General features: G+C 64.0%; 31 protein-coding genes. 6 read left to right on the top strand and 25 right to left on the bottom strand.

The features are described from left to right. Nucleotides 1-39: 39 nt before the first annotated feature. The gene (locus ACK3R5_RS14000; RefSeq protein ID WP_411967405.1) at nt 40-654 is read right to left on the bottom strand and encodes a class I SAM-dependent methyltransferase; all 615 of its coding nucleotides are present in this window, start codon (nt 652-654) and stop codon (nt 40-42) included. Between the two features lie 158 nt (nt 655-812). Next, nucleotides 813-1,424: a metal-dependent hydrolase gene (locus tag ACK3R5_RS13995; RefSeq protein WP_411964672.1), complete on the bottom strand. Its 612-nt coding sequence runs from the start codon at nt 1,422-1,424 to the stop codon at nt 813-815. A 212-nt stretch (nt 1,425-1,636) separates the two neighbouring features. Between ACK3R5_RS13995 and ACK3R5_RS13990 the strand changes: the two genes are divergently transcribed. After that, the gene (locus ACK3R5_RS13990; protein ID WP_411964671.1) at nt 1,637-2,290 is read left to right on the top strand and encodes a potassium channel family protein; all 654 of its coding nucleotides are present in this window, start codon (nt 1,637-1,639) and stop codon (nt 2,288-2,290) included. 282 nt (nt 2,291-2,572) lie between these two features. Here the strand turns inward: ACK3R5_RS13990 and ACK3R5_RS13985 are convergent, their stop codons facing one another. From ACK3R5_RS13985 to ACK3R5_RS13975, 3 genes are read right to left on the bottom strand one after another with little or no spacing between them, the layout of a single operon-like run. Next, a complete protein-coding gene (locus tag ACK3R5_RS13985) occupies nt 2,573-3,400 on the bottom strand; it encodes a phosphate ABC transporter ATP-binding protein (RefSeq protein ID WP_411964670.1) in 828 nt (275 codons plus the stop codon). After that, the gene (locus ACK3R5_RS13980) at nt 3,397-4,089 is read right to left on the bottom strand and encodes an ABC transporter permease (RefSeq protein ID WP_411964669.1); all 693 of its coding nucleotides are present in this window, start codon (nt 4,087-4,089) and stop codon (nt 3,397-3,399) included. The genes ACK3R5_RS13985 and ACK3R5_RS13980 overlap by 4 nt, the downstream gene beginning before the upstream one ends. Before the next feature lie 24 nt (nt 4,090-4,113). Then, complete coding sequence (locus ACK3R5_RS13975; protein WP_411967403.1) at nt 4,114-5,136, bottom strand: substrate-binding domain-containing protein; 1,023 nt, start codon at nt 5,134-5,136, stop codon at nt 4,114-4,116. Nucleotides 5,137-5,392: 256 nt separating this feature from the next. Here ACK3R5_RS13975 and ACK3R5_RS13970 point away from each other — a divergent pair, with 256 nt between their 5' ends. After that, nucleotides 5,393-5,869: a PIN domain-containing protein gene (locus tag ACK3R5_RS13970; RefSeq protein WP_411964667.1), complete on the top strand. Its 477-nt coding sequence runs from the start codon at nt 5,393-5,395 to the stop codon at nt 5,867-5,869. A 12-nt stretch (nt 5,870-5,881) separates the two neighbouring features. Here the strand turns inward: ACK3R5_RS13970 and ACK3R5_RS13965 are convergent, their stop codons facing one another. The 14 genes from ACK3R5_RS13965 to ACK3R5_RS13900 all read right to left on the bottom strand — a co-directional run bounded on the left by ACK3R5_RS13965 (nt 5,882) and on the right by ACK3R5_RS13900 (nt 15,910). After that, nucleotides 5,882-6,058: a hypothetical protein gene (locus ACK3R5_RS13965; RefSeq protein ID WP_411967402.1), complete on the bottom strand. Its 177-nt coding sequence runs from the start codon at nt 6,056-6,058 to the stop codon at nt 5,882-5,884. 130 nt (nt 6,059-6,188) lie between these two features. Continuing rightward, nucleotides 6,189-6,575, bottom strand: coding sequence for an ACT domain-containing protein (locus ACK3R5_RS13960; protein ID WP_411967401.1), 387 nt, complete (start codon nt 6,573-6,575; stop codon nt 6,189-6,191). A gap of 135 nt (nt 6,576-6,710) precedes the next feature. Further along, entirely contained in the window at nt 6,711-7,685 is a 975-nt protein-coding gene (locus tag ACK3R5_RS13955) for an ArsR family transcriptional regulator (protein ID WP_411964664.1), read from the bottom strand. Nucleotides 7,686-8,040: 355 nt separating this feature from the next. Continuing rightward, complete coding sequence (locus tag ACK3R5_RS13950; protein WP_411967400.1) at nt 8,041-8,673, bottom strand: non-canonical purine NTP pyrophosphatase; 633 nt, start codon at nt 8,671-8,673, stop codon at nt 8,041-8,043. 72 nt (nt 8,674-8,745) lie between these two features. Beyond that, nucleotides 8,746-9,024, bottom strand: a complete 279-nt coding sequence (locus ACK3R5_RS13945; RefSeq protein WP_411967399.1) for a DUF5808 domain-containing protein — start codon at nt 9,022-9,024, stop codon at nt 8,746-8,748. Between the two features lie 65 nt (nt 9,025-9,089). Beyond that, complete coding sequence (locus ACK3R5_RS13940; RefSeq protein WP_411967398.1) at nt 9,090-10,748, bottom strand: bifunctional N(6)-L-threonylcarbamoyladenine synthase/serine/threonine protein kinase; 1,659 nt, start codon at nt 10,746-10,748, stop codon at nt 9,090-9,092. A gap of 36 nt (nt 10,749-10,784) precedes the next feature. Beyond that, nucleotides 10,785-11,096 (bottom strand): 30S ribosomal protein S24e, encoded by a 312-nt coding sequence (locus ACK3R5_RS13935; RefSeq protein WP_151112055.1) that lies wholly within the window; start codon nt 11,094-11,096, stop codon nt 10,785-10,787. A gap of 68 nt (nt 11,097-11,164) precedes the next feature. Continuing rightward, nucleotides 11,165-11,704 (bottom strand): GTP-dependent dephospho-CoA kinase family protein, encoded by a 540-nt coding sequence (locus ACK3R5_RS13930; protein ID WP_411967397.1) that lies wholly within the window; start codon nt 11,702-11,704, stop codon nt 11,165-11,167. Nucleotides 11,705-11,706: 2 nt separating this feature from the next. Continuing rightward, a complete protein-coding gene (spt4, locus tag ACK3R5_RS13925) occupies nt 11,707-11,904 on the bottom strand; it encodes a transcription elongation factor subunit Spt4 (RefSeq protein ID WP_411964659.1) in 198 nt (65 codons plus the stop codon). Then, nucleotides 11,904-12,476, bottom strand: coding sequence for a DNA-directed RNA polymerase (locus ACK3R5_RS13920; protein ID WP_411964658.1), 573 nt, complete (start codon nt 12,474-12,476; stop codon nt 11,904-11,906). The genes spt4 and ACK3R5_RS13920 overlap by 1 nt, the downstream gene beginning before the upstream one ends. Before the next feature lie 7 nt (nt 12,477-12,483). Beyond that, a complete protein-coding gene (locus ACK3R5_RS13915; protein ID WP_411967396.1) occupies nt 12,484-12,852 on the bottom strand; it encodes a DUF188 domain-containing protein in 369 nt (122 codons plus the stop codon). Nucleotides 12,853-12,874: 22 nt separating this feature from the next. Then, nucleotides 12,875-14,104, bottom strand: a complete 1,230-nt coding sequence (locus ACK3R5_RS13910) for a translation initiation factor IF-2 subunit gamma (protein ID WP_411964656.1) — start codon at nt 14,102-14,104, stop codon at nt 12,875-12,877. A gap of 195 nt (nt 14,105-14,299) precedes the next feature. Then, entirely contained in the window at nt 14,300-15,109 is an 810-nt protein-coding gene (locus ACK3R5_RS13905; protein WP_411967395.1) for a hypothetical protein, read from the bottom strand. Between the two features lie 96 nt (nt 15,110-15,205). Continuing rightward, entirely contained in the window at nt 15,206-15,910 is a 705-nt protein-coding gene (locus tag ACK3R5_RS13900; RefSeq protein ID WP_411967394.1) for a hypothetical protein, read from the bottom strand. Between the two features lie 112 nt (nt 15,911-16,022). Between ACK3R5_RS13900 and ACK3R5_RS13895 the strand changes: the two genes are divergently transcribed. Continuing rightward, entirely contained in the window at nt 16,023-17,006 is a 984-nt protein-coding gene (locus ACK3R5_RS13895) for a DUF5787 family protein (RefSeq protein WP_411967393.1), read from the top strand. A gap of 6 nt (nt 17,007-17,012) precedes the next feature. On the opposite strand, the gene ACK3R5_RS13890 is transcribed toward ACK3R5_RS13895, so the two are convergent. The 4 genes from ACK3R5_RS13890 to ACK3R5_RS13875 are packed head-to-tail and all read right to left on the bottom strand — an operon-like array spanning nt 17,013 to nt 19,788. Then, on the bottom strand, nt 17,013-17,225 hold the full coding sequence (locus tag ACK3R5_RS13890; RefSeq protein ID WP_411967392.1) for a hypothetical protein: 213 nt from the start codon (nt 17,223-17,225) through the stop codon (nt 17,013-17,015). Then, entirely contained in the window at nt 17,222-17,416 is a 195-nt protein-coding gene (locus tag ACK3R5_RS13885; protein ID WP_411967391.1) for a hypothetical protein, read from the bottom strand. The genes ACK3R5_RS13890 and ACK3R5_RS13885 overlap by 4 nt, the downstream gene beginning before the upstream one ends. Nucleotides 17,417-17,475: 59 nt before the next feature. Next, on the bottom strand, nt 17,476-18,300 hold the full coding sequence (locus ACK3R5_RS13880; RefSeq protein ID WP_411967390.1) for an MBL fold metallo-hydrolase: 825 nt from the start codon (nt 18,298-18,300) through the stop codon (nt 17,476-17,478). Between the two features lie 54 nt (nt 18,301-18,354). Then, complete coding sequence (locus tag ACK3R5_RS13875; RefSeq protein ID WP_411967388.1) at nt 18,355-19,788, bottom strand: ATP-binding protein; 1,434 nt, start codon at nt 19,786-19,788, stop codon at nt 18,355-18,357. A 289-nt stretch (nt 19,789-20,077) separates the two neighbouring features. Between ACK3R5_RS13875 and nasA the strand changes: the two genes are divergently transcribed. Both nasA and ACK3R5_RS13865 read left to right on the top strand, forming a co-directional pair. Beyond that, on the top strand, nt 20,078-22,132 hold the full coding sequence (gene nasA / locus ACK3R5_RS13870; RefSeq protein ID WP_411967387.1) for an assimilatory nitrate reductase NasA: 2,055 nt from the start codon (nt 20,078-20,080) through the stop codon (nt 22,130-22,132). An 87-nt stretch (nt 22,133-22,219) separates the two neighbouring features. After that, nucleotides 22,220-23,353 (top strand): thiolase family protein, encoded by a 1,134-nt coding sequence (locus ACK3R5_RS13865; protein ID WP_411967386.1) that lies wholly within the window; start codon nt 22,220-22,222, stop codon nt 23,351-23,353. Nucleotides 23,354-23,631: 278 nt separating this feature from the next. Here ACK3R5_RS13865 and ACK3R5_RS13860 read toward each other — a convergent pair whose 3' ends face one another. Together ACK3R5_RS13860 and ACK3R5_RS13855 are read right to left on the bottom strand one after the other, a co-directional pair. Beyond that, nucleotides 23,632-24,291 carry a hypothetical protein gene (locus ACK3R5_RS13860; protein ID WP_411967385.1) on the bottom strand — a complete coding sequence of 220 codons (660 nt, stop codon included), beginning with the start codon at nt 24,289-24,291 and terminating at the stop codon, nt 23,632-23,634. A gap of 42 nt (nt 24,292-24,333) precedes the next feature. Beyond that, nucleotides 24,334-26,022: an aldehyde ferredoxin oxidoreductase family protein gene (locus ACK3R5_RS13855; RefSeq protein WP_411967384.1), complete on the bottom strand. Its 1,689-nt coding sequence runs from the start codon at nt 26,020-26,022 to the stop codon at nt 24,334-24,336. A 149-nt stretch (nt 26,023-26,171) separates the two neighbouring features. Between ACK3R5_RS13855 and ACK3R5_RS13850 the strand changes: the two genes are divergently transcribed. Then, on the top strand, nt 26,172-26,360 hold the full coding sequence (locus ACK3R5_RS13850) for a hypothetical protein (RefSeq protein WP_411965840.1): 189 nt from the start codon (nt 26,172-26,174) through the stop codon (nt 26,358-26,360). Nucleotides 26,361-26,378 lie beyond the last annotated feature (18 nt).

Below are 26,378 nucleotides of genomic sequence, written 5' to 3'. Positions count from 1 at the left end.
ACCGGCCGACGAGCAGGTGGTTCGAACCGGCCGACGAACTCAGTCCGCGTCGACGCGGGCCAACACGAACGGATATTCGCTCCCGAGTTCGTCGTCCACGACGAACTCGTCGACGATGTCGAACCCGACTGCTTCGAGTGTCTCGTAGGTCTCTTCGATGCTCGGGAAACTCCACTGCATCTCGACGCCACTGTCGAGCCAATCGGTGTTCGACCCTTCCCACGCGTCTCCGCCGACGGTACAGAGGAGATACCCACCGGGGGTGAGCACGCGGGCGAACTCCGCAATCACGTCTTCGTGTTCGGGAATCGGGACGTGAATCAGCGAGTAGAACGCAGCGATGGCGTCGAACGACTCGGTCTGGAAGGGGAGTGCGGTCATATCGCCCTGCAACAACGCCACACCGGGGACGTTCGTCCGCGCGAGTCGCAACTGCGCACGGGAGAAGTCGAGTCCGACGGTATCGAAGTCGGTAGACAGCGCAGTCGTCACCGGGACGCCCTGCCCACACCCTGCGTCGAGGACGCGGGCACCCGGTTCGAGGCGATTCGTGAGTTCGGTGAGCACCCACTCTGGGTCCTCGTTTCGTGCTTCGAGATACGTCTCGGCCAAGTCGTCGTAGCCGTCTCTGACCGTTCGTCGTTGGTCTGTCATCGGCGTTCGCTGTCTCGTCTGCAGACGCGACGGCGACCGATAAATGTCTTCTCCACGGCCCAGTCCAGTCCAGTCCAGTCCAATCCAATCCAATTCAGTCCAGTCGGTGAGACGGCGTTCCCACTGCTCGGTGGGTGGAAATCGAAGAAGGTGGTCGTCTACCGAAGGTCCCGAACGAACCGCTCGGGGACGTGGTCGACGAGGTGGTCGGGAATCGCCGCGACGAGTCGTTCGGCGATTTCGACCATCGGCTTGCGCAGGAGCACGTAGACGCCGGAGACGGCGACTGCCCCGATGACGACTGTCTCGGTGATGCCGTCGAAGACGACGACCGGTGGGACGGCAAACGCGAGAGTCAGCGCAAGGTCCTCGGGGGACCCGTCGTAACGGACCCAGCGTCTCGGCGCAATCCAGCGGCCGTTCCAGTGGTCGTAGACGGCACGGTCAGACGTGCCGAGCCACGGTTTGAGTTCGAGGCCGCCACCGAACATGTCGGAGACGGAGTGAACCGCCGCCGCCGCGAGGAAGAGCGCGACGGCGAGCGTCGTCGTCGTGGGGTTCACTGCGGCGATTGCCAGTGCTGGCACAGCGAGGGCACTGAAGTACACCGGGAAGTGAAGCGTCTTCCGGTGGCCCGCGTACAGGTCGAAGTCGGGGAACAGGCCGCCGAGGCCGGCCGCGAGCACCGGAAGCATACCGGCCTCGGGGAACAACGCCCACACGGCAGTGCCGAGAACGACACCCGCGAGGGCGTGGGTAGTGGCCATCATCGAAGGAGCGTATGTAATCTGGAGGAAAAACGGTGTCGGTAGTCGTGGTAACACACCCCACGCCCGTATTTCCCCACGCTATCCCCTGTTTTCGGCACGTTCGTGACATACACCGGACTGGTCGTGTGTCCGACCACCGTCGGAGCTCCATCGTGCGGTGTCTCGTCGTGGCGGGGGCTATCTTTTAGCCGTCGGGTGTGTATTGTGATACCATGAAACTCGTTATCGTGGGTTACGGCCGTGTCGGGTCACGAACTGCACGGGTGCTCCGCGAAGAGGGGCACGAGGTCGTCGTCGTCGACAACGACGAGAAGAAAGTCGACCGGGCGCTCGACGAAGGATTTCAGGCGATTTTCGGCGATGGCGGGACCGAGAGTGTCCTGAAATCGGCCGGTATCGAGTCTGCCGACGCCGTCGGCGGCCTCACCGGGGACCCGAACATCAACTTCGCAGCCTGTATGCTCGGCAAGGAGTTCGGTTGTCGCTCGGTCATGCGAATCAGCGAAGATTACAGACAGGAGATTTACGAGCGCTACGCCGACGACGTCGACGAAATCGTCTACCCCGAACGCCTCGGTGCGGCGGGGGCGAAGACGGCGCTCCTCGGCGGCGACTTCAACGCACTCGGAGACTTGACCGACAGACTCCGTCTGGCGACGGTTTCCGTCCCCGACGACGCACCTATCGTCGGCGAACACGTCGCGAGCATCGACCTCGGTGCCGATGGTCGCGTCTACGCACACGGCAGAGAACGCGAACCGATGACGATTCCGCTGCCGGGGACCATCGTCGAACCCGGCGACCAACTCGCACTCCTCACCGAACGCGACGCACTGGACCGCGTTCGGGCGAAATTGCTGGGCTGAGAGACGTCTGTTTCGAGTTCGTCGGCGACGGATTCTGCACCGACTCGCACTGGCCGGTTTCTGAAGTAAAAGACGGCGCCCTGGTGGAGACGCCGCACGCCGTGCCGGGGGAGCCAGAACGGCTATGGTGGTGTGCCGGGCGCGCGGGTGGGAGGATGGGAACTGAGGCCGAATGTGCGCGCCCAATCCTCGGATACGTACCACGGACCATAAACCTGCGTCAGACGGCAGTCACACACGGGGTCTCTGTGCCCTCATATTCAGGTGAAGTCCGTTCGACCGTCAGTAGACGAGTTTCCCCTCGATGAACCGGCGGACTCTGTCGTCTGACGGCGCGTCGAAGACGCGGTCTGTCGGCCCCGACTCGATACAGGTCCCACCGAGGAGCACCGCTGTCCGGTCGGAGACGCGTTGTGCCTGTTGCATGTCGTGGGTGGCCAACGCGACGGCGATGCCGCGTTCTCTGGCCTCGCGCATCGCAGACTCGATGGCCGCCGTGTTCCGCGGGTCGAGATTCGACGTGGGTTCGTCCAGTAGTAACACGTCCGGGTCGGGTGCGAGCGCACGGGCGATGGCGACGCGCTGTGCCTCACCGGCAGACAGCGACTGGGCGTCACGATTTATCTTGTCGCTCATCCCCACCGTCTCCAGGGCGCGTTCGACCGTCGGCGAGGGGTCTGTCTCGCCAACCACGCCGCGGACGGCGTCGCGGAGTCGCGTCTGCCACGACTGCCGAACCCGGAGTCCGTAGGCGACGTTGTCCGCGACGGTGGTCGAAAAGAGACTCCGCGTCTGGAATCCCATCCCGATGCGGCGTCGGACGGCGAGTCGGCGTTCGTCGGGCATCGCCCACACGTCTTCGCCGTCGACTTCGACGGTCCCACGGTTCGGGCGTTCGAACAACGCGAGCAGTCGAAAGAGCGTCGTCTTTCCCGTCCCCGACGGGCCGACGACGGCCAGAATCTCGCCGGGTTCGATGGCGATGGAGATATCTTCGAGGATGGCCCCGTCACCGAACCCGTGGGAGAGGTCACGCGCGGCGAGGTGCGTTCGGACGTTCGTCACGTCGTCTCTCGTCCGTCTGTCGACTGCGTGGTCGCTCTCGGTCATCGGCCCTCACCTCCCGGCGTCCGGTCACGGAACCGCGCCCCGAGTGCGTTCACCGTGAGGACGAGTGTGAGGAGGATGACGCCGAGTGCGATACCCGTCTCGATGTTCCCTTTCCGTGCTTCGACGGTGATTGCCGTCGTGAGCGTCCGCGTGAACGACGTACTGTCGGAGAAGACGATGTTGCCACCGACGATGAGCACGGACCCGACTTCGCTGATGGCGCGACCAAAGGCGGCCAGCAACGCCGTCACGATACCGTACCGTGCTTCGCGGATGACGAGCAAGCCGACGTCTGCAGACGTGCCGCCAGTCGCGAACGCGGCGTCTCTGAGGTCCTGTGGGACCGACTGAACCGCAGACAGGGCGACGCTCACGAGCACCGGGAGCGCCAGAACCGTCTGTGAGAGAATCATCGCCTCTGGCGTAAACAGGAGTTCGAACTCGCCGAGGGGGCCTGACCGAGAGAGCAACAGCAACACGACGAGTCCGACGACGACGCTCGGAAAACCCATCCCCGTTGAGATGATTGAGGTGACGATAGCCTTCCCACGGAAGTCACGGAAACCGACTGCGAGCGCCGTCGGGAGGCCAATTGCAGCGCTGAGGAAGACTGCCACCGTACTCACGTACAGCGAGACGATGGTGATGCTGACGAGATAGGTCAGGTTCAGGTCACCGAGGCCTAACACGTCCGGAGGTGGGGGCGGACTGGACTAAAAGTCCTCGGGGACGTTCTCGGCGACCCACTGCTCGAACTGCGCGTCCGAGACGGACGCCGTTTCGTTGCCACCGTCGTAGCGTTCGGGGACGTACTGGTCGAACTGCGGCGACTCCGAGAGCGCGTTCGGGAAGAACAACTGCGACCCGTTTGCCGTGTAGTTGCTGATTATCTCTTGGCCTTCCGGACTCGTCAGGAATCCGGCGTAGGCCATCGCCAGCGAGTAGTTCACGTCCGGGTATTTCGCTGGGTTGACCGGGATGACGCCGTAGGGGTTCTTCAGGATGGTCGGGCCGTCTTTGAGTGGCCCCTGCACGTGAATCTGGAGGCCGATGTTGTCCTTGGTGGCGAGATACGTTCCGCGGTCAGCGAGTGTGTACGCGCCCGACTGGTCGGCCTGCACGAGCGTGTCGCCCATCCCTTTGCCGATTTCGCGGTACCACTTTCCGGACGGCGAGACGCCCGCGGCGTCCCAGATGAGCAGTTCTTTCTTGTTCGTCCCGGAGTCGTCACCGCGCGAGACGAACGTCGATTCGGACTCCGCAATCGTCCCAAAGGCGTCGGTGGCGCTGGACATCCCCTCGATACCTGCCGGGTCGTCCGCCGGGCCGACGATGACGAAGTCGTTGAACATCACGTCGCGGCGGTTGACGCCGTACCCGTCCTGGAGGAACTCGTCTTCCGCTCCGCGAGCGTGAACGAGAATGACGTCGGCGTCGCCGTTTCTGGCCGTCTCGATGGCCGCACCAGTCCCCTGTGGGATGGTCTTCACTCGGGCGTCGAACTTCTCTTCGAACACGGGGTTGAGAGCGTCGAGGAGGCCCGTGTCGTAGGTGCTCGTCGTCGTTGCGAGCGTCAACTCCTGTTTCGCACCGCTCGACTGGCTTTCGGAGTCGCCGCCGGCGGCAGTCGTCTCGCCGTCGTCCGCCTGTGGTTCCGACTGACCTGTGCATCCACTCAGTCCGAGGATGGCACCGACACCCGCTGTCTGTAAGAAGCGTCGTCGCTCTATCGCCATGGTCTGTCCTATGCCGTATCCCAATTAACTGTTTCCCACTGGCTGTAACCGATAGTAGTTACAAAGTAACCAACCGTGGCCAAAAAAGAGACTTTGAATAGTTTCATCCGCGTTCCGCCACGGGCGTGCGTCGGATTCTTTTCGAGCGACCACCTCGTCTTCGGTATGTCATGGGAGTCACTGTTCGCCCGGGCCGCCGAGTACGAGACGACGGACGCCGACATCGCCGACGCACTGCGTGCCCGTCGAGGCGACGATGAGTGACGCCGACCCAGAACCGACGCGCGTCGTCGCCGACGCCGACGTCCTCGCGTCGGACCTCCTCGTCGGTGGGCCGTCTCGTGAGGCGCTCGACCACCTCCGCCGCCACTCGTGGACGACGCTCGTCGCCAGTGACGCCCTCCTCGACGACGCGGAGGCCATCATCGCGTCGCTCGCAGACGAGACGCTCGCCGCAGACTGGCGCGAGAAAGTCGAATCGTGGGTCGAACTCGTCGAGCATCCCGCGGGCGACCAACCCGCGCTCGCGTCGGCCTACCGGGGTGGTGCGATGCACCTCCTCACGTTCGACGACCGACTCACCTCTGCGAAGACGGGTGCGGCCCTCGGTGGGCGATTTCCTATCAGCATCCGACACCCGAAGGCGTTCGCGACGCTCTTTTCGCCCGAAAGTCTCTACGGAGAAGTCGCAGACGACGAGTATCCCGGCCCGGACCGCGACCCGCGAGCGTGAGCACCCGCCTCGTTACTCGTTCAGAACCAGTTCTGTCACGGCGTAGATTGCGACGACGGTCACCAGACCGAACCCGACTGCGACGCCGACGCTCTCGGAAGCACCCTGAAAGAACACGGCGATAGCGGCGAAGACAGCGATTCCGTACCCACCTGCCGTGCCGGCGGCGATGGCCTTCGTTCGATTCATACCGAACCCTACGGGCCCGAATAGGGTGGTCTCACTCCCCCGATATGGTGGTCGCTAAAGCGCGCGTCGGCACCACGTGAAAGCACACGTCGGCACCACGGACAACGTGGTGTCTAATTCGGCGCTGGTCTCATCCCTGCTCGACGGTACACCCCAGTGCTTCGAGTTTCTGCGTCGCCGTCGCCACGTCTGCGTCTTTCACGAGTACGTGGTCGGTCGAATAGGCGGAGAGGGCGAAAATCGAGACGTCTTCCGCTGCGAGCACGGTGGCGACTGTCGCCAAGAACCCGACGAGTTCGAACGGCAGGACCATCTCGAAGGTGAGGCGTCGCCACCCGGGTTCGGCCGCGAGGACGTTCGATTCGTCGACTGTGCCCGCTTCGGCTATCACCGTCGTCTCGGTTTCGTCGCGTATCGTCGCGAACGCGGACGACTCGGGATGTTCGGTCTTGTAGACGGTGTACGTCGCTTTGGAGACGGTGACCGTGCCGCCGTCGAGGAAGTCCGCTGGTTGCATACGCTACTCTCGTCAGAGTCGGTCAAAAAGACGTGTCCGACGGGGTGGATTCGGATGTGTCGTCGGTTCGGTCACGCCGCGAGGAGAGTCGCCGTCGCGGGGTTCCGTCTCGAAACGAAACAGAGGGACGACAGTCTACACGTCTATCGAGGTCTCTGTGTGGAGGGTGGTGACCGCCCCCTTCTCGTCGAGGGTGGCGACCAGTCGGTCACCCTCGGCTTCGAGGACCATCTCCAGTTCGAACGGGTCTTCGGAGCGAATAGTCTGGCGGTGGACCAATTCCAGTTCTATCAAGAGCCAGTCGTACCAGGGGTGGTAGCCGTGTTCGTCGAGGAACACGAGCACTCGTGGCTCGGTGAGCAGGCACCGATTGCTCGGAAGGGTGTACATCAGTTTACAGACGTCGCACACGATGGCGTACTGGACCTCGAAGATGGTGTCACACGACTCACAGCGGCGACCCGGTTCCACGTGGTGGTTCGGACAGACCTGCGGCGTCACGCTCGTGGTTCCGGTACAGTCGGGACAGACCCCCTCCACCGCAGACATTATCTGGTGTTTCACCATGACATCCAGTGCCCGGTAGAACTCCTCAGGGTCCCGGCTACGAGTGCCGACCGGCGAGAGCGATTCTGTCAGGCTCAGCGCTCCATCGAAGCCGGTGCCGCCGAACGCCCCCTCGCACTCGGTGCATCTGATGGCGAAGTACCCACGGGTCAGGTCGGTGTTGCACTCGAAGACGGTCTGTCCCCCACAGATTTCGCACGGTTTGTCGTTCGGGACCGCGTCGAATACGACCTCGTCGGTGAACGCCCCTGCGAGAATCGCACTGACCACGCGGTCACCATGACGCAGAAGGATATAGCCATCCTCGTCGTGGTGGACGAATCGGTTGAGCAGTGGCTTGAGGTGGTAGTTGAACTGCGACCCGTCCCGCATCCCGATGGCCTTTCGCAACTCCGAGAACGTCATTGAGTACTGCGGAATGTGTTCGTCGGGACGGCGTTGTTTCCACAGTTCGAACAGGATGGCGAGTCGCGTCTCGTGGCCGAGTACGGCGAACGCCCGGTCCGGCGTGAGTTCCTGTTCCGACACTTCGTCGGTGGTCATACTGGCATACTACTAGGGGCTGCTGAACGATAACAATTGTCAATGAAAAGGGGTTTCCTCGGCCGATACGACGGATTTCACGCACGAGCGTCGTATTTATTGGACAGTCTCACTCCGTGATATCGTCGTTACGGTGGAACACAAACGCGATTCTGATGGGGTCGTTCTGCTGTGAAGACGCTCTGACTGTGTCACTCCACACCTGTCAAAAACTGAGGGTTTCGACAGAGTCAGAGTTCCTTATTGCTTCGCTATCGCTCAGCAAACTTCCGAAAATCGAAGACATTCGACGGACGCCTCACTAGCGTTCGGCGTACTCCCGTCGGACGCTTCGCACCCGACGACGGACACCTCGCTATCGCTCGGCGTACCACGTCGCGAACTTCGCTAACGCCCGCCCGCGGTGTGAGATACCGTTCTTCTCTTCGGCGGTCATCTCCGCGAGCGTCGTGCCGTCGTGTTCGAAGATAGGGTCGTAGCCGAATCCACCCTCGCCACGTGGCGGGACGATGCGGCCGTTGACGACGCCCTCGAACAGTTTCACGGGAAGGGCGTCGGTCTCTTCTGCACCCTGTTCTGCGCCGCGTGCGGCAGCAGCAGTTCTGTCGTCTTTGTCGACGGGGTCCGGACTCGCCGCGAAGGGTTCGCCGTCACAGTACGCGAGTACACACCGGAACGAGGCGCGTCGCGGTTCGTCGAGTTCGGCGGCGGCGAGTCGATACACTGCCTCAACACCGAGTGTGTCTTCGACGTAGGAGGAGTACGGGCCGGGGAACCCGTCGAATCCCTCGACGAAGAGGCCGGCGTCGTCGACGAGGACCGGTTCGCCGGCGTACCGGTAGGCCTCACGCGCGCCGTGGGCGGCGATGGGGCCGAGTTCGGACGCCTGAACCTCCGTGTAGTCGAAGTCGAGTTGCGTGACGTCGTCGTCGAGATAGTCGAGGGCTTCGCGGACCTTGCCCTCGTTCGTCGTGACGTATCTGAGCATACCCGCCTGTCTGCGGGCGGGCGTCGAAAAGTCGTCGGTGTGTCGCGGGGCGACGGTACGGTGTCTACAGGTTTAGTCGACGATGACCTCGACCGGTCCCTCGTCTTCCTCTGCTTTCATCTCCTTCTTGCCGCCACTCTGGCGCTCGTTCCAGAGGAGGCCACCGACGACGAGGAGTGCGACCCACGAGCGCCAGTTCGCGAGATTCAGCGTGTAGCCGATGCCGAACGGTTTCTCGACGAGCATTCCCTTGCCGGGTTGCCAGTACGACGAGAGGAGGCGGCCGACGCTCGGACGCTCGAAGTTGTAGGGGATGCCGAAGAGCGTTCCACTTTGTGGTTTGTCTGCCATACGAGACAGGTACGCCCGCTGACGATAAATCATTTTGGCCTGCCGACGGATTCGCGCCGTGACGATTACCGATATCGACCGCGGGATTCGACTTCGCGGAGTCGGTCGATGACGTCCGCAGACCCGACAGATTCGTAACCTGCTTCGAGCGCGTCGAGCAGTGGGGCGGCGTCGTCCGCGGTTCCTTCGACGCTCTGGGCGAAGACGTGGAGGTCCATCGCGTGGTCTTCGACGTGGCCGGTGTGGAACCCGAGTCCGAAGTCGATGAGGTGGACCTGCCTCTCGCCGTCAGGACCGGTGCCGACGCGGACGTTTCGCGTCGTCGGGTCGCCGTGGACGATGCCGACGCCGTGGAGGCGCGCGAGGTACTCGCCGACGACGGACACTGCCTCGGGTTCGAGTCGTTCCGCGAGGTCCGCGTCACCGACTTTCTGGAAGGTGATGACGCCCTCGACGGGGTCGATGTCGTGGATGATGGGCGTCCGCACGCCGGCGCGTCGGGCGTCGCTCGTCAACCGCGCTTCGGCTTTCGTTCGCTCTCTCCGAAGTCTGTCGTCGAGTTCGGGGTGGCGGTACGTCTTCGGGACGCGACGCTTGACGACTTCGTGGGGGCCGATGTCGACTGTCGCTTCGGCCCCGCGAATCGCGCCGTCGTCGGTGTAGGCCCGAGCGACCGATTCGTCGGCGCCGCGCCACGTCACCTCGACTTGGTCGGGGCGGAAGTTCGGGTCGACAGACGACTCGTCGACGGAGAGCGTGTCGCCCGCGGCGAACATCCGCGCCCCGCAGAGGGCAATCATCCCCGCGTTGTCGCCGAGGAATCTCGGTTCGGGGGCGTGGAACTTCGCGCCGCGTTGGTCGCACATCTCGGCGAGCATCTCGCGGAGGCGGGCGTTGTTGCCGACGCCGCCGCCGAGGACGAGTTCGTCGGTTCCCGTGAGTGAGAGCGCGCGTTCGGCGACTTCGGTGAGCATCCCGAAGATAGTCTCCTGCAATCCGGCGGAGATGTCTTCGACCGGTGTGCCGGCGTCCGCCTCGTCCTTCGCGGCGCTCATGATGCCGGAGAACGAGAAGTCCATCCCCTTGACGACGTACGGTAGTTCGACGTAGTCGCCGTCTTTCGCCGCCGCTTCGACTTTCGGGCCGCCGGGGTGTTTCCACCCGACGTGGCGGGTGAACTTGTCGATGGCGTTGCCGACGCCGGTGTCCATCGTCTCACCGAGCACGCGGTACCGGCCGTTGTGATACCCGAGCAAGTGGGCGTTCGCGCCCGAGGCGTTCAGACAGACCGGCGACTCGAACCCCGACTGGTAGCGCCCGATTTCGAGGTGGGCGACCATGTGGTTGACACCGACCAGTGGTACGTCGAGCGTCTGGGCCACAGCGCGCGCCGCAGTGCCGACGATGCGGAGACACGGGCCGAGCCCCGGCCCGCGAGAGAACGCCACTGCGTCCACGACAGGGCCGTCACCGTCGTGTCTGTCGGCGGCGTGGGCGAGGGCAGTCTCGACAACCTCTGGGATGGCGCTCCCCATGTGTTCGGCCGCCTCGCGCGGGTGAATGCCGCCGCTGTCCGGTTGGTAGGGGTTCGATTCGATGAAGACGTGGTCTGCGTCGGGGTCCGGCGTTCGGTCGGTGTCGGACGTGAGCGCCTCGGGGTCGTCAGTTTCGAAAATCGCTGCGCTCGCGGCCCAAGCAGTACCTTCGATTCCAAGAATGCGCATCGAGAGTTGGTCGAAAACGGCGATTCGAAACCGAGATTAGGCCTCTTCGGCCTCGGCTTCGGTGTCGGCGTCGGTAATCTTGTTGCGTTCGAGCATGTGTTCCTGTTCGACGTCGCGGGCGAACTCGGGGCTCTCGTAGACCTTGGCGTAGCCAGCGGTCTTGCGCATGCCGAACTTCGTGTCGAGTTCGTGGACGACGACTTCGTCGGAGTCTTTGTTCAGTTTGGCCGCGAGCGAGTCGCGAACCGAGAGACGGGAGGGCGTCGCTTCCTCGTGGACGATCTCGAAGCGAACGTCCGAGCGGTGCAACATGGGGTTCTCCTCCTCGGAGATGATTTCGATTTCCATGGTTAGTTACCCGTAAATGCCCGTGAAGGAAGTAAAAGGATTTCGAAGGGACGAGGAAGGGCCGCGAGTCAGGCGTCGATAGGCGAGAGAACCATCTCGACGTCGCCGTCGAACTGGTCCAGGAGGTCACGCATCTTCGTCTTCGCCGCCTCGTCGACCCGGATACGGACCATTCCTTCGTCCGGTTGGCCGTAGACGACGGTCGACCCGAGTGGCGCGGCGAGGACGGCGGGGAGGGTCGCGAGGTCCTCTTCACCGTCGACGAGGAGGGTCGTCGGTTCGGCGTCGGCGAGAGCGTCGCCGAGCGCCGAGACGAGGGCGCGCGAAATCGTGCCCGGTTCGTTGGTGACTTCGACGAGGTGTCCAGTCTCGACTGCGCGACGAATCTCGTCGCTGACGGCTTCTCGTTTGGTCTTCCCGTCGATAATCGCGACGTCCGGTGGTCGGCCGGCGCGGCGAAGGTAGAAGGTGACGACGTCGCCGACGGCGACGAGTGGGGCCGAGGACGCCTCGCTGGACGCGTCTGCGAGGAGCGCCTCGGCCTCGGTGTAGACGGGGCCGAACGGCTCTTTGAACGCTGCGCGAAGCGCCGTCGGCAGGGTGAGCATCTTCAGCGGACCTTGAGCGCGTAGCCACCGGGTTCGGTGACGTTCATCTCGGAGGCGATTTCGCTCTCTTCGGGGTGCGTGATGACGACGTAGCCCGCCCAGTCTTCGGTGAGACTCGTCGACCCGCAGTTGTCACAGGTCTGTTTGTCGGGGTCGTTGACGAAGTGGCACTCGCGGCAGGCGAGACGCTTTTTCGCCATCAGTTACCCTCCGCCGAGGCCTCACTCTGCTGGCGCTTCTTTTCGAGCCAGCCGTGCTTGCCGAGCCCTGGCTGTTTGGCGGTCAGGCCAATCTTCGAGTCACGCGGGTTGCGCTCGTCGATGCTCTTGGTGACGATGCGTGCGCGGACTTCGTCGTCAACGGCCAGCGTCTGATTGGACTCGGTCGATGCGAGTTGCTGGTTCTCGCCGTCGTAGGCGAGATATTCGTCGGAGATTTGCGAGACGTGGAGCAACCCGTCGACCGGGCCGATGCCGACGAAGGCACCGAACTCGACGACTTCGACCACGATACCGTCGACGACCTCCTGCATGTCTGGGTCGTAGGTAATCGCGTCGAACTCGGCTTCGTAGTAGACGCCGGGGCGGTTGGGCAACACGGTGCCCTCGCCAACGTCGTGGACGTTCACGACGCTCACGACGCTCCCAACGTCTTCGTCCATCCGTCCTTCCAGTTTGTCCTGCAACAGTCGCTTGACCCGCTGGGGCGTCACATCGCCCAGGTGGCGTGGCGGGACTTCGACTGTGTCTTTGAGTCGTACCCGTTTGTACATAGTTTCGTTATGGTTCCGTGACCGCCAGTGTGGCGTGCCCCCGGATGCCGATGACGGGAATCCCGCATTCGAGCACCCTGTCACGGAGGGGCTTGTCGTTCGTGACGACGTAGTCGGCCTCACCCGATTGGGCGAGTTCGACGACTGCGTCGTCGGCGTACGATTCCTCGGTTTCGACCGCACGGCACCGGGTCGCTAAGTCCGCACCCACGCTCGCGGCGACGGCCTCCGTCCCACCGCCCGTCGCGAGCTTCTCTAGCTCGTCGAGGACGGCCGTTGGGACGACGAGGTCCACGTCGGCCGCGAGTAACCGGTCGAGTTCGTCGAACACGCGAACGTCGAGTTCGACCGGCATCATGAGTGCGTTCGTGTCCATAACGACCACAGTGGCGGTCACGTCACTTGAGCGTCCCGATACCGATGAGACGCCAGCGCGCGCCAACACGGCGGTTGATCGCTATCTTCGCACCTTCCGCGGCACAGACCGGGCGCTTGAGGTTCACTTCGGCCTCGCCGCTGCGTGCACTCGTCACGGCACCGACCGTCGTCGCGGTGCCGACGGTGAGCATCAGCGGTTCGCCCGTCGAAATCTCGTCGATGCTGTCGTCTTCGCTGCCGACCACGCGGTCGAGCAGTTCGACGTCCATCGTGAACTCCTCGCGCGTCGGCGGGAGCGTGCCGGGCTTACCAGCGACCTGTCCTGCGAGGGCGTCACCTTTGGTGACACTCGGGTCGAGACCCGTCCCGACGCCACAGAGGCCGCCGGGTTGGACTTCGTCGACCATGTTACCGCCCGCTTGCAGCGAGCGAATCTCGGTCGTGATAGAGCGCCACTCGGTCTTGCCTTCTTCTTCGACTTCGCGGCCGGGGCGCAGTTCGAGTTCGTCGCCGCTTTCGAGTTTGCCGGCGACGACGCTGCCGCCGATGACACCGCCGTTGAGACCCTCCCACGTGGTGCCGGGCCGGTTGATGTCGAAACTGCGAGCGACGTACATCTGACTGTCGACAGTCTCGTCGCGTTCGGGCGTCGCAATCTCCGACTCGATGGCCTCGATGAGCAGGTCGAGGTTGACCTCCTGTTGGGCGCTGATGGGGACGATGGGGGCGTCTTCGGCGACCGTTCCCTTCACGAACTCCTGAATCTGCTCGTAGTTCTCGATGGCGCGCTCGCGGTCCACGAGGTCCACCTTGTTCTGTGCGATGACGATGTTCTCGATACCGATGATATCGAGCGCCATCAGGTGTTCGGCCGTCTGCGCCTGGGGAACCTCTTCGGTGGCGCTGACGAGAAGAACTGCGCCGTCCATGATAGCCGCCCCAGAGAGCATCGTCGCCATGAGCGTCTCGTGGCCGGGCGCGTCGACGAACGAGACGGTCCGCAGAACCTCCGTCTCTTCGCCGTCTTCTGTCTCTTCTTCGACTGTGTAGCACTCCGGTGCATCGACACCGGGAATCTTGCGGAACGTCGCGTCGGCGTAGCCGAGTCGGATGGAGATACCGCGCTTCATCTCCTCCGAGTGTTGGTCCGTCCACGACCCTGACAACGCTTGGACGAGCGTCGTCTTGCCGTGGTCGACGTGACCGACGAGTCCGATGTTCACCTCCGGTTGTTGTGGGTTTTTCGTCACCATTGACCTCCTGAGAGTAATCTTGGGTAGACTTGGCCCCGAACGACTGATAAAGGTGCTGTTCTCGGAGCACGGGCGCTGTGGCTACGTCGGGCGGTCACACACGTCGTGCCTCGATATCGCGGGCCGTTCGGTGTGGTTTCGCTCGTGATTCCACCGTCGTCTGTTACTTCTACAGCGGTGGCGATGGCGGGGTCACTCGACTGCGACGACGAGGGACCGAAGTTCGTCCGCGTAGGCGTCGGGCGTCAGTCCGAGGTCGATATCGACCGACACCTCGATGGACTCCGTCGGCGACTTCGTGGTGGCCATATCGAGGTTCTCGGCGGGGTGCGCTCCGCCGGCGACGAGAATCGACCCCTCGTGTTTCCACACGGCGAGCATCCCGGTGACGCCGAGTTTCTTCCCCTCGATTTCGATTTGCTTCTCGTCGGTCAGCGGGAACGTGATTCCCTCGAAGGGGAACGCGGCGGTGTAGTTCGTCACTCGCGCCGTCTCGCCCGTCTCGACGGTCAGTTCCCCAGTCGACGCCTGCTCGATGTCGACGAGGCCGGCGGATTCCAACTGCGACTCGTACTGCGAACGCGCCTGCGACTCGACCTGTTCGACCACCGGCCCGCTGACCGCGTCGGGGATGTTCGCCAGCGTCGGGTCGGTGGTCACGCGCGTCGCGAAGAACATCGAGAACTGCCCTTCGGCGGCACCGAGCGTCTTCTCTTTCAACCGGGCCGCCAGTTCGACGTCCTCGAAGACGAGCGTTCGAAACGCCGCCGAGACGGTTGCCGGCCCGAACGACTCTTCGAACGCCGGGTCACGGGTCTGTTCGTCGACTTGCTCCCACCCGCCCGCGTCGAGTTTCGACTCGGGAACCTTCGGTGGGCCGCGCGCGGCAGTCGCCGTACTCCCCGAACTGCATCCTGCGAGACTCGCGAGGCCAGCGCTCGCGGCGACACTGAGGTACGTCCGTCTCCCTATCTGTCGGTCAGAATCGTCCTGCCCGGTCATTACTCGCAGTTGCTTCGTCTTCACTCAAATAGGTACGGGACCGTGACAGTCACCGAATCCGACGCGATGGCGACCCTATCCGACTCGATGGCAGGTCTATCTGTCTCGTTCGCCTGCGCGGACGTTCATCGCTTGCCCGTACAGGAGGAGTCCGATGCCGGCGAGTGCCGTCACCCCGCGCAGGTACTCGTCCCAATGTCGTTTCGGGCCGTCGTACCGCCACCCACCCGGCACGTAGAAGCGTCCCTCGTACTCGACGAGTTCGTTGGTTTCCTGCCAGTACTTCCACCCGGCGATGGGGTCGCTCGTGCGGACGGTTTCGGATTCGAACAGTCGCTCGAACTCGGGCGGGAACGTCTCGGCGTTCAGCGCCGCGATACGCATCGCGGTCCGATTCGAGATGGGTTCGAGTCGCAACTCCACGGAGTCGTTGTCGAGTGGTTCGTGACGGAGTCTGTAGAACACGCCGTCTCTCGGGTAGTACGCGACCTGATACCTCCCGCAGAACGCCGGCATCTCGGCGCAGTTGGCCGCCTCACGTTCGACGATTCTCGGGCCGTCTGCACGCACCTGCGAGACGGTCTGACACGCCGGGTCGTCGTCGATGCAGGTCAGGACGTCGTCGGAGTAGATGGTGCGTTCGACTGCCTGCGAGTCGGGTGACACCTCGACCACCTCGTATCGGTACGTCGGGACGACGGCGCCCATCGGCGCGAAGACGGCAGTAAACACCAGCGACACACCGAGGGCGACGACCAGCAGGGCGCGGTTGCGGGGGGAGAGCGACACGGGGAAACGCATCACCACTCGCTATGGCGTGACCACCGTATAAAGTTCGGTGATTGACAGGTAACTGGTCGCTGCTCCGTCTCCGAGAGCGAGGCTTTTGACCCTCCGTTCCCGAGTTCGTGTCGTGCCCACACCGGTGACGTCGCCGTCGGAGTTCGCCTTCGAACTGGCACTCTGTGCCCACCTCGAAGAGACGACGGACCTGCTCCCCGCCCGACAACTCGGTGCCTCTGTCGCCTCGCCCGGGAGTCGCATCATCGACGTGTGCGCCGTTGCTCCCGGCCCCGCGTTCGACGAGCGGACTCACATCACCCCGCGGACCATCCCCGCGGCGGCAATCGAGAGCGACGTGGGCGTCGGCCACGCCGTCTTCTGGCGCGACGCCTTCGACTGTCACCCCGCCCGTGCCCGACGCGCGACTGACCGTGCCGTCGACGTCGGCTTTTTCGAGTCGGAGCGTCGTCGCGGACGAGAGTACGTCCGGCAGGCGACTCGCTACCCAGACTCGTGGTTCTCCCACCTCGTCGGCATCGAGAACAAACCGGACCTCGGCGAACCCGGTGACCTCTTGCGACAACTCCGTCTCGACGTGAGTCTCTCGCTGTTCGACGAAGTCGTCCTCGCCACCGAGAGCTACGTCACCGGTGCACACCTCAATCGCATCCCCGACGTGGTCGGTATCTGGCGATTCGACCCGGAGACGGGCGAGAGAGACGTCGTCCGCGAGGCCACGCCCCTCGCTACCGACGCGACTGGCGTCGAACCCGTCGACTACGACTCACTCCACACCGACGTCGCCTTCGTCACGACCGCGGAGAAACGAACCGCCCGCCTCAAACTCGCAGAGCGCGCGTATGGCAAAGGCTGGCGGCGCTACGACCTGCCGGGTTGTGGCCACGCGGGTGTCGATTCGGATGGGCGACCCGTCTGTGGTCACTTCGGCCGTGTCGTGGACCCCGGTTCGGAGTGTGGCCCCGACTGCGCGGCGTTCGACCCGGAAGACCCGCCCGAATTCGACCGACAGACACTCCGCGACACCCGAACCGACTGGGTTGCGGACCCGAGTGGCGTCGCTCGCAGACAGTCGGGACTGGACCGCTTTTCCTAGCCGAGTTCACTCTGCGTCGGCGCGTCGCTCCATGTAGTCCCAGTAGGTGACGAGTAGCGCACCGACGATGACGACGAGGGCGACGTAGGCGAGGGAACTCACGATGTCTATCTGGCCCGACTCGACGTAAGTCACGACGAGCGTCAGGGCCCCGATGCCGACGCCCGCTCCCAATAGCGACCTGAAGGCTCGGTCCTCGGCGATGGCCCGGAGTCTCACGAGTCGTCTCCCGTGTGGTTCGCGAGCATCCAGAGCGACCCGGTTCCGATACCGGCCGAAAGGACGAAGACGACGCCGAGTTGCGTCTCGGAGAGTGGTCGTGGCGAAAAGAGGGCGAACCCGGCGACAGTCGCGAGTCCGATGGCGAACACCGAGGTAACGCTCTCGGCTGTCGAGAGTGCGAGGACCATACCACACCCTCCTCACGCATCGTGGAAAAACGCACGGTCGGCGAGAACGTCGCGAGTCCCTACAACTCGTACACTTCGCCGTCGATAGCCAGCGGTTCTTCGAACGCCTCCTCGGGCGGGTAGTAGTGAGCGACGTGGACGAGACGGGTCACGTCGGCGTTCAGGTCCTCCCCGAGCGCAATCGCCCCCTCGCGGGTCATGTGCTTCGTCCCGAACGTCCGCGGCACGCCGTCTTCGTCGAAGTCGTCGCCGCCGGCGGGGTGGTACTCACAGAGCGACGCGGGGACGATTGCCTCCGCGAGGAGGAGGTCCGGGTCGTCGAGAACCGCCCGCGACGCCTCGGGAATCGCGTACGTCGAGTCGCCGGAGACGGCGAGTTTCGCTCCCGTCTCGGGGTCTTCGATGGCGACGCCGTAGCACAGAAGCGGCGGGTGGACCACGGGGACGAACGTCACGTCGAACCCACAGGCGCGGAACGGTTCGAGCGGCGTCTGGTCGTGGACCTCGATACGGTCCAGATAGTCGAACTTCGAACGAATCGTGTCCGCGACGCTCTGGTCTTTCAGCGGGTCGACTTCGTCCGCCGCGTGGACGTCGAGATTGTCCAGCAGGCGGTAGACGTTGCCGAGGCCGTCGAGGTGGTCGAAATGGATGTGAGTCACCAGCGCCGCGTCGGGAAGTGGCGTCTCCTGTGTGAGAAACTGGTGACGGAAGTCGGGACTGAAGTCCACGAGCAACGACTCGCCGGTTCGCTCGTTTTCGACGTGGACCGAAAAACGCGTCCGCTCGATACCGCGTTCGCGCGCTTCGAGACAGGTGTCGCAGTCACACCCGACGGTCGGCGTACCGGTCGTATCGCCCGTCCCGAGCAGGGTCACACGCATTGGTGAGAAGTCAGAGGCGGCGGGGCTTAAGGGTGGGTGAACCGCGGTGGCGAGTTACTGCGCCGCGCCGGCGTCTTTCTGCGTCTCGCCTTCGTGTTCGTCGGCGTGGTCGTGGTCGTGGTCCTCGTCGTGGTCGTGGTCCTCGTCGTGACTGTGGTCGTGTCCGTCACCCGACCCGGCGACGAGTTCCGACGAATCCGACATCATGTCGAGGTTCTTCAGGTTGTCGCGCTCTTCGAAGTCTTCGACGGCCTCCAGCAAGTCCTCTTGCGTGAGTTCCATTCGCTCTTCCGTGAGTGCTTCGAGGACGGCCTCACGAAGCACCATCCGAAGGTCCGACCCGGTGAGCCCCTCGGTCACGTCGGCGATGGCGTCAGGGTCGAACTCGTCGATTTTCATCCGGTTCGTGATGACGCGCAGGATGTCCGAGCGCATGCCACGGTCCGGTTTGGGGAAGTTGACGATTTCGTCGAAGCGCCGCCACGCGGCGGAGTCGAGTTGGTCCGGGTGGTTCGTCGCCCCGATGAGGATGACTTCGTCGCGAATCAGCGAGATATCGTCGATGCTCTTTAGGAGCGTGTTGACCGCGCGCTTGAGCGCGGCGTGTTCGTCCGACCGGCGCGTCTTGGCGACCGAGTCGAACTCGTCGATGAAGAGGATACACGGCGAGAGTCGCTTGGCGACTTCGAACGTCTTCTCGACGTTCTTGGCCGTCTCACCGAGGTACTGACTCGTAATCATCGAGAGTTTGACCTCGACGAACGGCAGGCCGAGTTCGTGTGCGAGGGCGCGCGAGACAGTCGTCTTCCCCGTCCCCGGCGGCCCGACGAAGAGAATCTTTCCAATCTCGCGAAGGCCGATTTGCGCGAGGTACTCGCGGTGCTCGATGGCCTTCATGAGCTTGAGAATCTCGCCTTCCTGGTCTGAGGTCAGCACCAGGTCGTCGAGCGTCATCTCGATTTCCTCGGGCGCACGGACCTGCACGAGGTCCAGCATCTCGGCGTCGTCTTCGTCGTCGAAGTACTCGTCGAGGAGGCTGTCTATCCACACCCGGTCGGCGTGGATAGGGCGCGTCTGCTCGCGTGCCTCGGCGTGGGTCACGTCGACGTCGTCACGGTCTTCGACCGCCTTCGCGATAGTCGGGTTCGTCACCAACATGTCGTAGTCGGCCCGTTTGACGAACCACTCCAGCGCCATCTCGGGTTGCGTCAGCGAGAGACGACCGGAGAAGTCCTCGTGCTGGGTGAACATGAGGTCCGAAATCGCGTCCCAGGGGTGTTCGACACCTGTCGCCTTCCGCGCGATAGCATCGGTCACGACCAGCGGTCGCTCGATGCCACTCTTCGACGAATCGTCTTCGTCGTCGGCGTCCGTCCAGAAGACGCGCCGAAACCGCGGCGGAAGGTCGTTCTCGTCAAGCGTTCGGTCGTCGGTGTAGAGGTGAGCCGTCAGCAGAAATTCGACGACCTCGAGCGCCCGTTCACTCATCCGCGGAGAATTGCCGGGCGAGACGCATAAGAGCGTCGGACTGCTCGCCGGAGCGTGCTGGACGATACCAGTGGTCGTGTGCGGCGACCTGGTGGAAGACCGACATCTACGTCGAGGCGACCCGGTGGTCGTGTCCCCGACACTCGATGTTTTTACGAGTGGTTTCCAACAGATGCACCGAAGAAGAGAGACAGATGGTCACGACACGCGGTTCCACTTCGAACACTCCAGTAGAGCGAACCCCCACGGGTATCGCTGTCGAGCGCGACCCGAAACGGCGGTGGTGAACGTGAGGAGACGAGTCTCGACGACGTGTATGCGGTGTGCCGTGGGATGCGGGTTCGTCGAAACTGCCCACGAGGGTGGCCGTGGCCTCGAATCGGCCCGAGGAGACCCGTCGGACCCGGTGGCCCGGGGCGCGGCGTGTCGGCGTGGACTCGAAGAGACCGTCAGTCCACGCGGGAAGCGACTGACGCGGCCACTCGTCAGAGACGGCGACGAACTCGTCGAGACGACGTGGGACGATGCGATAGCGGCCGCCAGCGACGCGATTCGAACCGCGATGGCGACCAACCCCGACGACGTAGCGGTGCTGGGAAGCGGCCAGCAGACGAACGAGGCGGCGTACGCACTCGGCAAACTGGCCCGCGGCGGCATCGGGACGCGGAACTACGACGCGAACACGACGCTCTGTATGGCGAGTGCCGTCTCCGCCTACTATCGGGCGTTCGGAAGCGACGCCCCGCCGCCCACCTACGACGACATCCCCGCGGCAGAGACACACGTCGTGTGGGGTGCGAACCCCTCCGTCGCACACCCCGTGTTGTTCCGCTGGATTCGTCAGTCTGCGACGGATGGCCGTCTCGTCGTGGTCGACCCGGTGGAGACGGCGACTGCTGCCGTCGCCGACGAACACGTCGCCGTCGCGCCGGGCGGTGACCTCGCACTCGCTCGTGCCGTCCTCGCACGTCTCGTCGCCACCGACCGAATCGACGAGTCGTTCGTCAGGGCCAACACGGAAGGGTTCGACGCCATCGTCGCCGGCCTCCCGAGCGTCGCCGACGCCGCGGCAGACGCAGGTGTCTCGCTCGAAACGGTCGAGATGCTCGCCACCGCCCTCGACGATTCGACGCTCGTCTACTGGGGTATGGGCGTCAACCAGAGTGTCCGCGGCACCGCGACGGCGGGTGCACTCATCGACCTCTGTCTCGCGTCGGGCAACCTCGGCCCCGGACGTGGGCCGTTCTCGCTCACCGGACAGGCGAACTCGATGGGGACGCGCGTCTGCTCGTCGAAAGGAACGTGGCCGGGCCACCGACCGTTCGACCACGCCGACCACAGGCAGGCCGTCGCAGATGCGTGGGACGTCTCAGTCTCCCGTCTCCCGGACGACACGGGCCCCGGTCCCGTCGAAATCCTCGCTTCGTCGCCGTCTGTCGTCTGGACCGTCGCGACGAATCCCGTCGCTGGATTCCCGGATGCGAATGCCGTCGCCGAACGTCTCGAAGACGCGTTTCTCGTCGTGCAGGACGCCTTCCACTCGGAGACGGTCGAACTCGCGGACGTCGTCTTCCCCGCGGCGACGTGGGGTGAGACGGAGGGGACGACGATGAACATGGAGCGGACGGTGTCACGAGTTCGGGCGGCAACCGACCCGCCGTCGGGTGCTCGGCAGGACCTCGATATCGTCGCGGACGTCGCCGCACGGGTCGCCCCTGGCCTCCTTCCGGCGTCACCTCTCGACCCCTCGGCCGTGTTCGACGAGTTCGCCGCCCTCACGGCGGGAACCCCCGCGGACTGTTCGGGTATCTCGTACGCTCGACTCGACGCCGAACACGCCGTCCGGTGGCCCGCACCCGAACCCGACGTGGCCGCAGACTACCGCTACTACGACCCAGTGGCGGATTCGTGGTCGTTCCCCACTCCGTCCGGACGGGCCCAGTTCAGCACGCTCGACGGCGACCCACTCCCCGAACCGACCGACGACGACTACCCGCTGACGCTCACGACGGCCCGCGACGCCGACGGATACAACACCGGCGTCCGCTCACGGGAGGGCGACGCTCTCGCCGAACCAGTCGCTCGCATCGCTCCCGAGACACTCGAAACGTACCGTGACGAAGTCGCCGTGGCTCCCGACGGGAGGTGGACGACGCTCGACTCTCGCCGTGGGTCCGTCACTGTCCGTCTCGTCTCCGACGACAGCGTCCCCCGTGGACTCGTCTGGCTTCCGATTCACCACCCGGCGACGAACACGCTGACCATCCCTGCCGTCGACCCGCAGTCGAACGAACCGAACTTCAAGCAGTGTGCGGTTCGGTTTCGTCGCCCCGAGCGGTCCTGAGGCGCTCGTCGTCGCCGACGAAACAACTCTTTTCGACGCCTTGTGAGTTCTAAACTATTTATGGTGTTCGAACTCTGAACTTGTGCCATGCCAGAAGCAGTCATTGCTGCCGCGTACCGAACCCCCTTCGGAAAAGCAGGCGGCGTCTTCGAGGACGTTCGAAGCGAGGACCTCTCGATTTCGCTCATCAACCACATCCTCGACGAACACGACGTCGACGCGGACGACGTCGAGGACCTGATGTGGGGCGTCGCACAGCAACGCGCCGAACAGGACAACAACGTCGCGCGCGTCATCGCACTCCTCTCGGACCTCGGCGAGGGAACGCCGGCGACGAGCATCAACCGCTGGTGTGCCTCCTCGATGCAGTCTATCATCTCCGCGTCGGACGCCATCGCCGCCGGTAACCGCGAGTGCATCATCGCCGGCGGTGTCGAGAGCATGTCTCGCGTCCCGATGGACGGCGACTCCTACCAGCACCTCCACCCCGAACTGAGCGAGGCGTACAACGTCTTCCAACTCCAGATGGGAATGACCGCGGAGAAAGTCGCAGAGGAGTACGAGGTGTCCCGTGAGGACCAAGACGAGTTCGCACTCCGCAGTCACCAGCGTGCCGCCGACGCGACGGACTCCGGTCGGTTCGACGACGAAATCGTCCCCATCGAGACGGACGACGGCGTCGTCACCGAAGACGAGGGGATTCGCCGCGACACCTCGCTGGAGACGCTCGCCGGCCTTCCACCGGCGTTCTCCGGTGATGGTTCGGTCACGGCAGGCAACTCCTCGCAGATTACCGACGGTGCCGCCGCGGTGCTCGTCACCTCCCGCGAGTTCGCGGAGGAACACGGCCTCGACGTGCTCGCGTCCGTCGGCCGGAACAACGTCGCCGGCGTCGACCCGACGGTCATGGGTATCGGTCCGGTGCCTGCCACCCGCGGCCTCCTCGAACGCAACGGCCGCGACATCGAGGAGTACGACCTCGTGGAAATCAACGAAGCGTTCGCCAGTCAGTGTGAGTACTCCCGCCGCGAACTCGGCATCGACGAGGACAAACTCAACGTCAACGGTGGCGCAATCGCCCTCGGCCACCCGCTCGGCGCGTCGGGTGCCCGCTTGCCCGTGACGCTCATCCACGAGATGATAAAGCAGGACGTAGACCGTGGTCTCGCCACGCTCTGTGTCGGGTTCGGACAAGGTGCGGCGATAGAGTTCAGTCGGTAAGACTCCCGTCTCTCGTTTTGGAGTCGGGTCTGTGAAAAGGGGTCACGGAGGGGTAGGTACGCGGGTTGGTCGACCTGTCCAGAGCAGGGGCTTGTCTCGACGAGTAACGTCGACCGTTACGGGCAACCCACCACCTCGCACAGACTGGGTCGGGCAGTCCAGTCTGGCGACCTGCCGGTGTTTTCTGTCAGAGGCACCCCGGCCCTACTCGATATGTTCACATCCCGGTTTAATTCGTCGCCTAATATATTCGGCATTCGGTCCGACGAACACCGGCTTTACGAGTGTTGGAGCACCACGTGCCGTGCGTATATCGGGACGTCTCGCTCCGCCGTCTGGTCGCCAAAGACGTACGTCGCGTGTACCGTCTTCGGCGTCGCCGCGACCAGTGCCTCGAACTCGACGCCCGTCTCGTGAACGAGATTCCCCTCCCAGTCGTAGCTTTCGACCGATTCGACGACGACAGCTCTCTCTTCGTCTTCGACGCTGCTCGAAACGCTCCCTCGTATCGAACGCGGTTCTGCAACCTCCAGTTCGGACCGAACGTGGTCGGCGGCGGCGCGGGCGGCGGCGAGGGTACATCGACGTGTTGCCCATTCCGTGAACGGAAGCGTGTCGTACGTCGCCTCTCGTTCGGGCTTTTCGCCTGCTTCGACTTCTTCGTGATTCGTGTGCCGCCACGCGGCGACGTATCGAACGGTGTCGTTCTCGGGGATGTAGGCGACGTTTTCGCGGTCTTCGACTTCTCGGGCAGTGACTTCGGCGTCGCTCTCGCCGCGAACGGGTCCCTTGCCCTTCGGGAGGGTTGTTGTGGCCCCGTTCGATTCATCTCCCGAATCCACACGCTGGATGGGGTTCGAACCGCCGGCTAAACAGCCACTGAGGAAGAGGGTGGGCAGTGCCGCCCCGACGGCGGCGAGGACCCTGCGCCGGTTCATGATTGACGAATGTCACGTCTGCGGATAGGCCTTCCGGGTATCTCAGTCGTCTGCCGGTGCCGCCCCGCCCGTGCCGTCGATTGCCGAGTCGGGTACGATGCCGTCGTCGCTCCATCCACGAATCTCGTAGTAGTCCGAGAGCGCGTGCGGGAATCCGGGGATGTCGAAGGGAAGCGTGTCGTCGCTCCGGTCGAACCCGCGCTGGTTGTTGAAGTGGCGTTCGAGCGTGACGATTCGTTCGCCGATTTCCTGGAGGTGGTCGTAGTCGGTGTCGAGCAGGTGACCCAGCAGTTCTTCGTCGATGAAGTCGCGCGAGAACTTGCAGACGACGCCGCTGTCGAGGACGGCGTTGTGGTTCTCTTTCTCCACGAGACGCTGTGGTTTCCCGTCGAATCCCTCCGGTTTCATCGCCTTCGACTTGTGGACGTAGGGGTACTCGATGGCGTAGAACGAGGCGTACATGTGGTCGGCCCCGCGGTTCGACGTGGCGAACGACAGGCCCTGTCCGTGGAGATGACGGCCGTCGTGGGCGGGGAACTCCATCCCTTTGACCGTCCAGTCGGTGACGCCCAGTTCCTCGGCGACGCGGTGGGTTCCCTCTGCGAGGAAGTCACCGACGCCCTCGCGGTAGCCGATTTGCTCGACCAGTTCGTGGATGAGGTCCACGTTGCCGAACTCGTCTTCGGCCATCAGGTAGGCGGCGATGGTGTCGCCGGCGGAGATAGTGTCGACGCCGACGCGGTCACACAACTCGTTGGACTTCATGACGGCCACGACGTCGTCCACGTCGCAGTTCGACCCGAAAGCCATCGTCGTCTCGTACTCGGGCCCCTCCGTCTCGACGCCAGACTCCTCGTCCCGCGTCGGGAGTTTGCACGCGAAGGCACACTGCGAGCAGGTTCCTTTCTTGTACTTCTTCGACTCGACGGCGTCACCGTTGATTCCCTCGATGCCGTCGAACTGGCGTTCGGTGAAGTACCGCGTCGGAAGTGCTTCGACGGAGTTGGCGTAGTCGGCACCGGCGTTGGTCCCCTGTCGTTTCATCGCGTGGTCAGAGGTGGCCGCCTCGCGGTGGACGTCCATCGCTTCTGGGGGGAACTCCACGTCGGGTGCGGCGTCGCCGCCGAAGGTGACGACTTTGAGGTTCTTCGCGCCCATGACAGCGCCGAGGCCACCGCGGCCGAACGCTCGCGATTCGGTCGTCATCACCGACGCGAACCGGACGAGTCGTTCTCCTGCGGGGCCGATACAGATGGTTTGCTCGGCGTCGACGCCCCACTCGGACTCCGCGTACTCGGTGACTGCAGGGACTTCCGCATCTTCGAGTTCCGGGACTGCTTCGAACTCGACGCCGTCTGGGCGGACGTGGACCGCGAGCAGTTCGTCCGCCTCACCGGTGAACTCGATGGCGCTGTAGCCCGTTCCGACGAGGTGCCGCGAGAGGAACCCACCGGCGTTCGACGAGATGATGCCGTTCGTCAGCGGCGAGACGCCCGTCATGCTCACCCGGCCAGTGAAACTCATCTGCGACTGCTGCATCGGTCCGGCGGCGAGGACGAGTCGGTTCTCCGGACCGAGTGGGTCGGCGTCGAACGGGACGCTGTCGTAGACGAGTTTCGTACCGACGCCTCGGCCGCCGATGTACGAACCGAGGACGTCGTCGATGCCGCTCGTGTCGGCCGTCTCGGCTCCAAGGTCGATAGAGCACAGTGGCCCCTCCGTGTGTCGCATACTCGTCCTTTGACGAGCACCCGAATAATCGTTCGTGTTGATTCGCCTCCCCTCCCGCTACAACTGCCAACGAGTTGACTCCCTACCCGAGTTGTGTGGGTAATTATAATGAACGTCTATGTGACTTTCGTCACGTTCATACTGGAGAGGTGAAGACTAGACTGACGATGAATCTCTCGACGACTGTACTGACAGGGGTGGTGACGGTGCTGGCGGCAGCCGGCGCCGTCTCGGTGGGATTCGTTCCGAGGCCTGACCTCGGTGCGCCTGTCTGGTACGTACTCGTCGCTCTCGCGGTCGGATACTGGGCCGTCTTCCTCCGGTGGGCACGAAGCTAACCGTCGAAAATCAGGCCC

The organism is Haloferax sp. YSSS75 (genome assembly GCF_046764215.1).
Taxonomy (GTDB): Archaea; Halobacteriota; Halobacteria; order Halobacteriales; family Haloferacaceae; genus Haloferax.
The sequence above is the reverse complement of the archived record's forward strand: the minus strand, read 5'-3'. Positions and strand labels throughout refer to the sequence as shown.

Excerpts from the sequence above, each read along its gene's own strand:
- ACK3R5_RS13885 (WP_411967391.1), bottom strand. The coding sequence starts at position 17,416 with ATGGTCCTCGCACTCTCGACAGCCGAGAGCGTTACCTCGGTGTTCGCC.
- ACK3R5_RS13990 (WP_411964671.1), top strand. The coding sequence starts at position 1,637 with ATGAAACTCGTTATCGTGGGTTACGGCCGTGTCGGGTCACGAACTGCA.
- ACK3R5_RS13855 (WP_411967384.1), bottom strand. The coding sequence starts at position 26,022 with ATGCGACACACGGAGGGGCCACTGTGCTCTATCGACCTTGGAGCCGAG.
- ACK3R5_RS13880 (WP_411967390.1), bottom strand. The coding sequence starts at position 18,300 with ATGCGTGTGACCCTGCTCGGGACGGGCGATACGACCGGTACGCCGACC.
- ACK3R5_RS13900 (WP_411967394.1), bottom strand. The coding sequence starts at position 15,910 with ATGCGTTTCCCCGTGTCGCTCTCCCCCCGCAACCGCGCCCTGCTGGTC.
- ACK3R5_RS13860 (WP_411967385.1), bottom strand. The coding sequence starts at position 24,291 with ATGAACCGGCGCAGGGTCCTCGCCGCCGTCGGGGCGGCACTGCCCACC.
- spt4 (WP_411964659.1), bottom strand. The coding sequence starts at position 11,904 with ATGGCGAAAAAGCGTCTCGCCTGCCGCGAGTGCCACTTCGTCAACGAC.
- ACK3R5_RS13965 (WP_411967402.1), bottom strand. The coding sequence starts at position 6,058 with ATGAATCGAACGAAGGCCATCGCCGCCGGCACGGCAGGTGGGTACGGA.
- ACK3R5_RS13975 (WP_411967403.1), bottom strand. The coding sequence starts at position 5,136 with ATGGCGATAGAGCGACGACGCTTCTTACAGACAGCGGGTGTCGGTGCC.
- ACK3R5_RS13875 (WP_411967388.1), bottom strand. The coding sequence starts at position 19,788 with ATGAGTGAACGGGCGCTCGAGGTCGTCGAATTTCTGCTGACGGCTCAC.
- ACK3R5_RS13920 (WP_411964658.1), bottom strand. The coding sequence starts at position 12,476 with ATGTACAAACGGGTACGACTCAAAGACACAGTCGAAGTCCCGCCACGC.
- ACK3R5_RS13985 (WP_411964670.1), bottom strand. The coding sequence starts at position 3,400 with ATGACCGAGAGCGACCACGCAGTCGACAGACGGACGAGAGACGACGTG.
- ACK3R5_RS13940 (WP_411967398.1), bottom strand. The coding sequence starts at position 10,748 with ATGCGCATTCTTGGAATCGAAGGTACTGCTTGGGCCGCGAGCGCAGCG.
- ACK3R5_RS13930 (WP_411967397.1), bottom strand. The coding sequence starts at position 11,704 with ATGCTCACCCTGCCGACGGCGCTTCGCGCAGCGTTCAAAGAGCCGTTC.
- ACK3R5_RS13915 (WP_411967396.1), bottom strand. The coding sequence starts at position 12,852 with ATGGACACGAACGCACTCATGATGCCGGTCGAACTCGACGTTCGCGTG.
- ACK3R5_RS13950 (WP_411967400.1), bottom strand. The coding sequence starts at position 8,673 with ATGCTCAGATACGTCACGACGAACGAGGGCAAGGTCCGCGAAGCCCTC.
- ACK3R5_RS13865 (WP_411967386.1), top strand. The coding sequence starts at position 22,220 with ATGCCAGAAGCAGTCATTGCTGCCGCGTACCGAACCCCCTTCGGAAAA.
- ACK3R5_RS13905 (WP_411967395.1), bottom strand. The coding sequence starts at position 15,109 with ATGACCGGGCAGGACGATTCTGACCGACAGATAGGGAGACGGACGTAC.
- ACK3R5_RS13970 (WP_411964667.1), top strand. The coding sequence starts at position 5,393 with ATGAGTGACGCCGACCCAGAACCGACGCGCGTCGTCGCCGACGCCGAC.
- ACK3R5_RS13960 (WP_411967401.1), bottom strand. The coding sequence starts at position 6,575 with ATGCAACCAGCGGACTTCCTCGACGGCGGCACGGTCACCGTCTCCAAA.
- ACK3R5_RS13995 (WP_411964672.1), bottom strand. The coding sequence starts at position 1,424 with ATGATGGCCACTACCCACGCCCTCGCGGGTGTCGTTCTCGGCACTGCC.
- ACK3R5_RS13955 (WP_411964664.1), bottom strand. The coding sequence starts at position 7,685 with ATGACCACCGACGAAGTGTCGGAACAGGAACTCACGCCGGACCGGGCG.
- ACK3R5_RS13945 (WP_411967399.1), bottom strand. The coding sequence starts at position 9,024 with ATGGCAGACAAACCACAAAGTGGAACGCTCTTCGGCATCCCCTACAAC.
- ACK3R5_RS13935 (WP_151112055.1), bottom strand. The coding sequence starts at position 11,096 with ATGGAAATCGAAATCATCTCCGAGGAGGAGAACCCCATGTTGCACCGC.
- ACK3R5_RS14000 (WP_411967405.1), bottom strand. The coding sequence starts at position 654 with ATGACAGACCAACGACGAACGGTCAGAGACGGCTACGACGACTTGGCC.